General features: G+C 36.6%; 10 protein-coding genes. 1 reads left to right on the top strand and 9 read right to left on the bottom strand.

All coding sequences use genetic code 11. From position 1 onward, the window contains the following. Window positions 1-42: 42 nt before the first annotated feature. The 8 genes from B5488_RS07945 to B5488_RS07980 form a co-directional block, all read right to left on the bottom strand. The gene (locus B5488_RS07945) at window positions 43-777 is read right to left on the bottom strand and encodes an ABC transporter ATP-binding protein (RefSeq protein ID WP_079734786.1); all 735 of its coding nucleotides are present in this window, start codon (window positions 775-777) and stop codon (window positions 43-45) included. Further along, window positions 777-1,679: an ABC transporter ATP-binding protein gene (locus B5488_RS07950; RefSeq protein ID WP_079734787.1), complete on the bottom strand. Its 903-nt coding sequence runs from the start codon at window positions 1,677-1,679 to the stop codon at window positions 777-779. The genes B5488_RS07945 and B5488_RS07950 overlap by 1 nt, the downstream gene beginning before the upstream one ends. A gap of 4 nt (window positions 1,680-1,683) precedes the next feature. Next, window positions 1,684-2,160 (bottom strand): Dps family protein, encoded by a 477-nt coding sequence (locus B5488_RS07955; RefSeq protein WP_079734788.1) that lies wholly within the window; start codon window positions 2,158-2,160, stop codon window positions 1,684-1,686. A gap of 129 nt (window positions 2,161-2,289) precedes the next feature. Then, window positions 2,290-2,793 carry a hypothetical protein gene (locus B5488_RS07960; RefSeq protein ID WP_079734789.1) on the bottom strand — a complete coding sequence of 168 codons (504 nt, stop codon included), beginning with the start codon at window positions 2,791-2,793 and terminating at the stop codon, window positions 2,290-2,292. A 22-nt stretch (window positions 2,794-2,815) separates the two neighbouring features. Then, complete coding sequence (locus tag B5488_RS07965; protein WP_079734790.1) at window positions 2,816-3,697, bottom strand: HlyD family secretion protein; 882 nt, start codon at window positions 3,695-3,697, stop codon at window positions 2,816-2,818. A 5-nt stretch (window positions 3,698-3,702) separates the two neighbouring features. Further along, on the bottom strand, window positions 3,703-4,968 hold the full coding sequence (locus tag B5488_RS07970) for a TolC family protein (RefSeq protein WP_079734791.1): 1,266 nt from the start codon (window positions 4,966-4,968) through the stop codon (window positions 3,703-3,705). A 3-nt stretch (window positions 4,969-4,971) separates the two neighbouring features. After that, the gene (locus tag B5488_RS07975) at window positions 4,972-5,583 is read right to left on the bottom strand and encodes a TetR/AcrR family transcriptional regulator (RefSeq protein ID WP_079734792.1); all 612 of its coding nucleotides are present in this window, start codon (window positions 5,581-5,583) and stop codon (window positions 4,972-4,974) included. 960 nt (window positions 5,584-6,543) lie between these two features. Continuing rightward, entirely contained in the window at window positions 6,544-7,539 is a 996-nt protein-coding gene (locus tag B5488_RS07980) for an IS110 family RNA-guided transposase (RefSeq protein WP_079734793.1), read from the bottom strand. A 486-nt stretch (window positions 7,540-8,025) separates the two neighbouring features. On the opposite strand from B5488_RS07980, the gene B5488_RS07985 reads away from it, so the two are divergent. Further along, a complete protein-coding gene (locus B5488_RS07985) occupies window positions 8,026-8,535 on the top strand; it encodes a BfmA/BtgA family mobilization protein (RefSeq protein WP_079734794.1) in 510 nt (169 codons plus the stop codon). Window positions 8,536-8,979: 444 nt separating this feature from the next. Here the strand turns inward: B5488_RS07985 and B5488_RS07990 are convergent, their stop codons facing one another. After that, the gene (locus tag B5488_RS07990) at window positions 8,980-9,870 is read right to left on the bottom strand and encodes an outer membrane beta-barrel protein (RefSeq protein WP_079734795.1); all 891 of its coding nucleotides are present in this window, start codon (window positions 9,868-9,870) and stop codon (window positions 8,980-8,982) included. Between the last annotated feature and the right edge of the window lie 46 nt (window positions 9,871-9,916).

The following is a 9,916-nucleotide window of genomic DNA, read 5'->3' on the forward strand; positions in this document are numbered from 1 at the left end:
AATAGACCTCACAGGTTTGCGAAACCTGTGAGGTCTGGGTTACTATTCAATGTTTCTCGCCAATTTCAAAAACACATCATTCATAGAATCGACTTTAAACTGCTCCTTCAATTTTTTAGGCGTATCCAGCGCTTCTATTTTTCCTTCTACCATTATGGAAACCCTGTCGCAATATTCGGCTTCATCCATATAATGGGTAGTCACGAAAATAGTGGTACCCTGGTCTGCTGCTTTATAGATCATCTCCCAAAATTGTCGCCGGGTAATGGGGTCCACACCGCCGGTGGGTTCATCTAAAAAAACAATTTTAGGCTCGTGTAAAAGCGATACCGAAAAGGATAGTTTTTGTTTCCATCCCAAAGGCAGCGAACCCACCAATTTATTACTGATGTCTTCCAAACCCAGTTCTGCAATCAATTGTTCTCTTTTCTCTTTAATTTTTGCTCTCGATAAACCATAAATACCCCCGAAAAAAGTAATATTCTCTTTCACCGTTAAATCGTCATACAATGCAAACTTCTGACTCATATAGCCAATGTTCTTCTTGATGCTTTCCGTTTGCGAATACACGTCATAACCGGCAACATTTGCCTTGCCGGATGTAGGTTTGGAAATCCCAATCAGCATTTTCATCGCCGTTGTTTTTCCGGCGCCATTAGCTCCCAAAAACCCAAAAATCTCCCCTTTTTTCACTTCAAAACTTATGGCATTTACCGCTTTAAAATCCCCAAAAGCTTTGGTTAATTCTTCGGCTTCTATGACGTTTTCTTTTTCCATTATTTGGCTAATTCCATAAAGGCATCCTCTATATTAGGTTGAGTGGCTTCTATGCTTATTTGTGTGAGCCCTTCTTTTTTCAGATAGGACTTTAAATCTTCTATTTTAAAAGACTCCCGTTTATCGGTGTAATGCACAAATTCCCCAAAAGGAAATACGCTATACACGTGTTCATATTGTTGAAGGCTTTGTATTAATTTATACATATTGTTGGCGCCCACGTTGTAAATGGTTTTTGGAAATTTTTTTACAATGTTTTCCGGAGTGTCAATTTCCAAAATCCCACCATCCTGAATCAAGGCAATCCTGTCGCATAAAGCCGCCTCGTCCATATACGGTGTCGAGACCAGAATGGTAATCCCTTTTTTCTGCAAGCGCTTAAGCATTTCCCAAAATTCTTTCCGTGATACAGGATCTACACCCGTGGTGGGTTCGTCCAGGAAAAGTACTTTTGGTTTGTGGATTAAAGCACAGGATAGAGCCAATTTTTGTTTCATTCCACCCGATAACTTTCCAGCGCGCCGGTTTTTAAAAGGTTCAATTTGTACATAAATATCCTCAATCAATTCGTAGTTCTCTTCAATCGTCGTCCCAAAAATGGTGGCGAAAAAATTCAGGTTTTCTTCTACGCTTAAATCCTGATAGAGTGAAAACCGCCCCGGCATATAACCAACCGATTTACGTATGGCTTTATAATCTTCTATAATATCATATCCTGCTACTGTTGCGCTGCCGTTATCCGGAATTAGAAGGGTGGTGAGTATCCTAAAAATGGTAGTTTTCCCTGCGCCATCGGGCCCAATCAGCCCAAACAGTTCGCCCGGTTTCACCTCGAACGAAATGTCCTCAACTGCTTTTACCTTTTTATAGGATTTGACGATATTGCGCAGGGAAATACCCATATTTCTATTTATTTAATAATGAAGAATACATCCAAACTTCTTTCTCTTGCTGCTGAATGTAATCGCTCATCAGGGCTACGGTACCTTCATCATTGGCATCGGCAGCCAAATCAAGAATTTCCCTTTGCATCGTTAAAATAGTAGAATAGGCATTCAAAATATTCTCTACAGCTTCTAAACCATCAGAAATTAATTCGCTTTCGGCAATAATAGATTCAGTATTATATTTTGAGTATCTGTGTTCCGGGGTGTAGCCCAGGGTTAAAATGCGTTCAGCCACTTCATCGATTTTTACCTTTAAATCGTTATACAACTCTTCAAATTTTACGTGAAGTGCAAAGAATTTATCTCCTTTAATATTCCAATGAAAACCTCTGGTGTTTTGGTAAAAGATGGAATAATTAGCTAAAAGTTTATTTAATTTTTCGGCATTGTTTTTTGACTTTTCGGTATTTAAACCAATTTCATTTAAATTGCTCATAATATTTAATTTTAATTAATTACTAATATTTGATTTCAACTCGTCTCTAATTTTAGAAAATGTAATTAGACAGCAATCCTGCTTTTAAAAAGTTTTTCGTAGTCTAATCATCTTATACTCTTGTTTTAATTATTTAAAATAATCGTAATAGCTTTCAAGGTTTTCTTTGATACCCCCTGTGATTTTAGCACCTTCTTCTTTAGAAGAAACTTTCCTCAGCGCTGAAATTTTCTCGATAAGCGGATGCAGGAAAACGTGCAGGTTATCGTGCGAGGATCCTTCCATCGTACATTCCTTAACTACATAGTTCTTTTCTTCATTTAATTTTAATGCCAAGCTATGATAGTCTTGCACGCTTTTGGGATTACTGGATTCTACCAATTTCAGCATTTCCTCTACACCCTCGTTGGTTTCTAAATTAGCCTCCCATTTGTCCCCGTTGTCCATTTCAATCTCGTTTACCCAAGTGTTGTTATACAGTGCTGCCTGATCTTCAGACTTTTTAGTGATTTTCTCTTTTTGATTTTGAAACACCTCGGTAGTTTCAGAAGTTTCATTGTTTTTATTTATAGTGTCTTTACAGCCTATTATTAAAGCTGAAAGAATTAGCGTTGTTAGAATTGTCTTTTTCATTGTATTTGATCTAATTTTTTTTTTAATTTATCCACATTTCCGCAGGCATTCCAATTTTTAGGCTACCGTCGTTTTTAATTTTGATAGTGACCGCATATACAAGGTTTGCGCGTTCTTCTTTTGTTTGAATGATTTTAGGGGTGAATTCTGAGGTATCTGAAATCCAATCAATTTTACCTGAATAAGATTTCAGTTCTTCTCCCGCATCAATTTTTACGGTAACTTCCTGACCAATTTTAATATTGGCCAACTGCGGTTCGCTCACATATACGCGTAAGGTCATTAAGCTTAGATCGGCGATTTTATAAAGCGGTCTTCCAAAGGAAACTATTTCACTTGCTTCGACATATTGGGTCAAAACCGTACCCTTTAACGGATTTTCTATTTTAGATTTTTTAATCTGATCATTGATTTGCGCTATTTTGGCTTCGATGGATTTTACCTCGTTCAGAATGGGCGAATTTTGCGTTTCCACGTTTTTTATTTGTTTTTTAAGCACATCTACCTGACTATTGGCCTGGTCCAGTTGGCGTTGGGTAGCGGCACTTTCATCAAACATATTTTTAACCCGTTGTTGTTCAGATTTTGCCGTTTGCAATTGCTCTTGAAATACGCTAACTTGTGACCAAACCCCGCCAGATTTTGAAGCAACTGTTTCTTTTGAAGCTAGTAATTGTTGCTTGTTTAAATAAAGCTGGAGCGTATCTACCAAACCTACAAGCAGTCCTTTTTCCAAAACTTCGCCTTCATCTACTTCCAAGAATTGAAGTTTGCCGTTTGCTTCAGCAGAAACCGTGATTTCAGTAGCTTCAAAATTGCCATAGCCGTCGGCTTTTTCAGTATCTGAACAGGAAATCAGTACACTAAAAACACTTGCTGCAATTATTATTTTTATACTTTTCATTTTTATTATTGATTTAAATCCCCTTTTATCATCTTGTAATTCGCTTTTGCCAGCAATAATTGTACTTCGTGTAAATCCTGATTAATCTCTGCTTCGTAGAGATTATTCAATTCGGTAATATATTCCGAAGAAGTAATCGCCCCATTTTGAAATTGGACAGTAGTAGCTTCCAGTACTTTTTTACGCATTTCTATGATGCCGGAGTCGCTTTGCAGCAATTCCCGGTATTTATTAATCTCGCTCATTGCTTCCTTGATATTGATGCTATTATTCAGCTTAAAGGTTTCTTTTTCCGTTGTTATCATTTCTTTTGAAATGTCCACCGCTTTTTTCTGTTGCTTTGTCTTTCCCCAGTCAAAAATATTCCAGTTTACTTTTAAACCCACCATATAAAAATCCTCAAACGAATTTTCTAACATATTGAGTCCCGGGTTGCCATAACCGGCCTGGGCAAATCCCAATAATTTGGGGTAATTGGCTTTTTCAATAACTGTTTTTGAGGTTTCCAATTGCTGCTGTTGCAGTTCAAAAAGTTTTACTTCCGGTCTATCGGAATCATTAGTTACGTTGATGAATATATTCGGTTTGACCAAATTTGTGCGCTCGTTTAAATTGGTTGCCAGAAGTTGCGACAAATGATTCAGGGCTTTTATTCTGGTAAAATCTGCTTCGGTAACTTGTTGTTCCAACTTTAATATTTCAGCTTGTAATACCTGTTGGGAGGAAGCCAAAACGGCTCCATATTTCACGCCGCTTTCCACCTCTTTTACGCGTGCTTCCAGTTGTTCCATTTTAGATTGTAACAAGTTTATTTGCTCCTGAAACAACAAAACGTTAAAGTAATTTTTATTGATTCGGCCTTTTAATTCGTATAGATTAACCGCAACCTCTTGTTGAAGGGTTTTCATTTCGGCATTTTTTAAACTGGCTCTTGCCGCAATGCTTCCGCCGTTGTAGATAAGTTGGTTCGCATCCATTGTGGCACGGTATTGATCTTTATTTGGTGTTTCAAAATTGGCATTTGGGATATCGCCGGGAAACTCAATTACGTCTGACTGATAAGTAGCCTGGGCATTGATATCCAATTTAGGTAAGCGGTCTTTTTCTAAAACTTTTATGTCAAAATTTGCTTTTTCTTCCAGCAATTTGGCTTTAGTAGCCAGCGGATAGTTCTTTTCAACAAGCGCATAGCATTCTTCCAAAGTCAGAACTTCCTGCGCAGGTGTCAAAAGGGGCACGAAACCAATAAGTATGAACACCAACTTCTTCATCACTTACTTTTTAATGGAATTAATAATAAATTCTGAAACTTCGGTCTTACGTTGTTCCATCAATTTTTTGAACTCCCGGTCATTTAATTTCAAAAAGCCTTTTACCAGAGGTGTGGCAACAAAAGGAAATATATTAAGCGACAGAATATGAATAAAAAGCTGTTTTCCGTCGGTAGGCTTTAAAATACCGTCTTTTACTTCCTTTTCTACCTGTGCATTGAATTTATCTAAAGATGGAAAAGCGCTGTTTGCCTGAAGCTTTTCAATAAAACCGGGGTTACGGTTTAATTCCTGAATGATAAAATTTGGGATATAGGGATGTTTGGTAATAAACGTAATATAGTTATGGGTAAAATTGGTGATTTTATCTTCTATAGAAGAATCGTCATTTAGAATAGCGTTGAGTTGAGGCGCCAGTAAAGAAAAAGCTTTTTCAAATACTGCTTCAAACAGCGATTGTTTGCTGCGATAGTAATAATGCAGCATCGCTTTATTTATTCCCGCCTTATCGGCAATTTCCTGCATTCTCGCACCGCTCATTCCTTTGGTTTGGAAGATATTTTCAGCAGCATTTAAAATATGCTTCTCTGTATTTTCAGTCTTTATTTTTGCCATTATTAACTTTTTGGTTTAACCATTTGGTTAACAAAGGTAATTTATTTTTCGAATTTTAATGGTTATTATTAAAACATTTTTAACTAAATGAAAAATCATCTGATCTTAACAGTAAATTCAAAGACGATAAAAATTAAAATTTAATCGTTAGATTAAAACCAAATGCTACAAAGGGGATTTTCATTCTTAATTTAATTCCGCTTCCTGCTCCTTCCCTATTCTTCCACTTTTCTATCTGAATTACTCCCGGCCTTCACTGCTACTAACTTTTTCTGTAATGCGAAATACCAAGCTTAAGAAATTGGTCCCGACTGCATAAAGCCGGTCTCTGCGCTCCCTATTTATAAGTCCTCCCTAATTCTAAATCTTGAAAATGTAATAGCATCAGAAAAAGGTAACAGTGAAGGCCTACGGGAAGTAAATCTAATATCGGAAAAATGAAATCATATAGAATCCACAAAAAGGAAGCGGAATTAAAAAATAAATAAAGGAAAACGCTCAGGATACAATAAGTAAATCAATTATAAACTTTTAAATCTTTTTAGTTATGAAAAACACTTAGATACACAGTACAGCTAATTGGAAATGTGGGTGAGGATCCAAAATCCACAAGATTGAAAATGGAATGTTAGTGACCAGATTTTCTCTCGCCACCAATACATTCTAACACCCGAAGGAGACTATTTCAATTTTGCCAATGAAGGGATTCTATACGAGTAAATAATAAAGTTTTTAAAACGGATTATGGTGTTCAGGATCCGTTTTTCATTTTACGAAATTCTCAAATATTTGGTCATTTTTCTATAGTAAACTTCAAAGATTTTCTTTTCAAATCATAAAAAACAGAATTAAGGTTTTAGGCATTTAAAAGGCTATTAAATTCATTTTAATAGTCAAAATTTTTGTCCCTGTGGGACGAAAAGATTTCCATGTTAAAACCAAGAAAAAATGCAAAAAGTTTTAAGCTACACTTTTAACATAAGGTTGCTGTCTTTTAATGACGGCACAGATCCTATGTACGAGTTTATTCCTTACATTGTTTACAATAAGCATTTTATTCTTTCCTTCTCCAACTTTCCTTTCAAAATAATCCCTAATCTCGGGATCATGGTTGATCGCTGCCAAAGCACTCATATGCAGATGTTTTTTAAGTGTTCTGTTTGCCATTGGATGTACTCTAGATTTACGGTTTATAGAAGAGCCAGAGGTATAATCAAAAGGCACTACACCACAATAACAGGCAAGTTGTTTTGGATTGTCATATTTGGTGAAAAAGCTAGTAAATATGGTAAAATGGAGTGCGGTAATACGTCCTATACCTGTAACGGAAGTTGCCAATCCGACGGCTTTGTTAAGCTTGTCATCGGAAAGTATGAGTTTGTTGATTTCACCTTCAATACGTTTAATTTCATCAACAAGAGTTTTATTGATTTTTTTCAAGTTCTTTTTAGCAAGTTTTCCTATTTCAGGAGAGAAAAGCTCAAGTTCATTGGGATATTTATTGAGGTCTGCTTTTACGTTGACAAGCTGTCTTCTTATTTTGAGGAGTATCTTCGCTTTTTCAAGCACCTCGGGGATAGGTTCATAGAGCTTCAAGTCCTGGAAGTTCTTAGAAGCATATTGTGCAATACGTTTGGCATCTACCTTATCGTTTTTCCCTCTAAGCAGACCAATACTTCGAGTAATCTGAATAGGCATTTCTACACAAAAATGGGCTTGTTTCTCTACAAGTTTAGCAATGATAAGTTTGCCATAAACACCTGTATGTTCCAAGCAGATAAGCGTGTCAAACAAAGAAATCTTTTGATTCTTGAGAAGTCTAATAAAAGCATTGGTTCCTTTTTTAGAGTTTTCGAAAACATACGAGGTAGTCCTTTCATCATGAATGATAGCCACATCGAACATTTTTTTCGATATATCTATACCGATAAAACAAGTAAAGTCCTGATTCTTCATACTAATTAGATTTTAAGAATTAGACCACGTATCCAGATAACCATCGAACCCCTAATAATAGGTCTTAAAACCTGAATTTCCATTTGATGCCGGTCCGGAAATAACTGACAAGGGCTTTTATCAAATTAAGCATAAGCCCGAAGCTTTGTAGAGCATATAATTCGCCCTTATCAGTCTGGTCATAGTTAACAATTATGGAGGGCTCTCCCCCGATAGAAAGTTAACTAATAAATAGAAAACTAAATATGGTAAAACCTCTATGAAAACTATGAATATAAAACTAAGGGGTAGAGCAAGAGGGTAACACGCAGAGCGATGTTAAGTCGTCCTTTTCGTGAAATTTAATAGCAAAAGCTATGTTTTGGCAGCATCCTAAAGGATGTCTGGTTATGGACCTGCGTTTTTTTACTAAAAAAACTTGTCAGCCCTTTAAACACGAAGAAAAAATTAGTAAAAAATGGAAAAAAACAAAAAAAGGAGAGCTTCGTGACCTTCAAAATTAAAACTTCGGTAGCCAAACGCTTCCGAAAATTCAATAAGGATTTAGGACTTAGACAATCAGCAAGCTTGGATCTGATGCCGGACTTTTTTGAAACTAACAGGCTCTCTCCTACCCAACACCTCGGTCCTAATATGAAATCCCTGGAAAACCACCTGGAGAAGAGGATCAATGCTTCTATTGCTATTGTAAGAGCTATTGAAAGTACTCAAACCAAACCTACACAAGCCATGCTTGCCGCCCTATTTGAAAGCCTGCCTGAAAAGGCAAAAAGGAAACTCCCTCCTTCTTTTGAACAAGCACTGCAGAATACCCTGGCCCATAAACCAATCACACCCCAATTGCCTGAATCCCTACCTGAGAAAAAGGATCTTAGAGAAGTCCTTAAAAATATAGAAATGGTGAAACCTACTTTCGGAAAACCTTACCTGAAAGTAAATATGGAATATGATGAGCTCAAATCTCTTAAATATAAATATCATGTATATCACGATTAGCGCTCAGAATTTTTCGAAAATACACAGGGAAAGCAAAGCGATTTACAAATCTGAAAACTACAAAAAATGAGCGCCGTCAATTAAATTAGTCTCTTATACGAAGTATTACAAAAATTCACTGGTGACGAAAAGATATCGTCCTCACACCGCAGCTTATACATGGCATTTTTGATTTATGGAACCAAAAGCGCTTTCCTAAAACAATTATACTTAAAAGTAAACAAGTGATGGCATTAGCCAAAATACGTTCCAGAACGACCTACCACAAATTACTTCGGGATCTAACAAACTGGGGATATCTTAAATACCATCCTTCACTAGTCGTAAAGCCTGTGCCTGAAATTGGATACTGAAAGCTGACGAAATAAAAAAAGATCTTTTTATTATAAAACAAAAAGCCCTTTCATTACTGAAAGGGCATATACTTATAATATCATAATATATTTAAAATTGAAATGCATATTGAATTTTTATACCAAAAGCCAGGGACTTAACTTCATCTGACTCCTGTAATGCATTAATATCCCTCCGAGAGGATAACAAACTACCAAAGACAAAATCCGTCGGATTTTGAGCGTTGTAATCAATAAGCCTTTTTCCGGAAGTATCAGGTTTAATATCATTTAATCCGTAATCAAGAAAAAGTCCCATATAGAGCGACTGGCTGTTTTCCAGCATCAGTTTTACCCCGCTTTCCACATGGGCTACAAAGTTTGTTTTCAGGTCCAGTTCAGACTCAGTATTGTTTATAGCAGCAAATTCTCCAAATCCGGCAAATTCAGGACTGGTGAGTTCCACGTCATATTGAGGATAAAAGCCGCTGGTTTCAAGCGAAGTAGCCGAGCTTTGATATTCTGAAGTCAAAACTAAGCCTGCTTTAACTCCGGCAGCCGTATGAAACCTCACCGTACCAGAGGATTCATATTGAACCTGGAGAGGAATATTAAGAAAATACACTTCCTGATTTTCTGCAAAATTAGTAGCTCGGTATCTAAATTCGAACTCATCTGCTTCAGCATCCTGGGTCATAAAAGAACCCTGCACAGTGGGCAGAGAAATCGATCCTTCCATATACTGTAATTCGGCACCTGTGCCAAGACTCCAATTTTCAGTTAAATAATAAGCATAATTAGCTCCCAGGCCAAAACCATTTTCCATTTCGCTGTCCTGCCCTAAAGCTTCATACTTTAGCTTCGAAAAAGATCCCTGCAGATAAAATGAGACTTCATTTTTAGATTGCGCTAAAGCCTCCCCATTTACACTAAAGAGAGCGAGTACTATAGCAAGTGCTAAAATAGCACTCTTAGCGGCTGCTTTGATATTATTAGTTTTCATATATATGTTTAATCTTTTAAAGTAATTTTCAAAAAGTACAAAGCGC

This window comes from Salegentibacter salegens, from assembly GCF_900142975.1.
Classification (GTDB): domain Bacteria; phylum Bacteroidota; class Bacteroidia; order Flavobacteriales; family Flavobacteriaceae; genus Salegentibacter; species Salegentibacter salegens.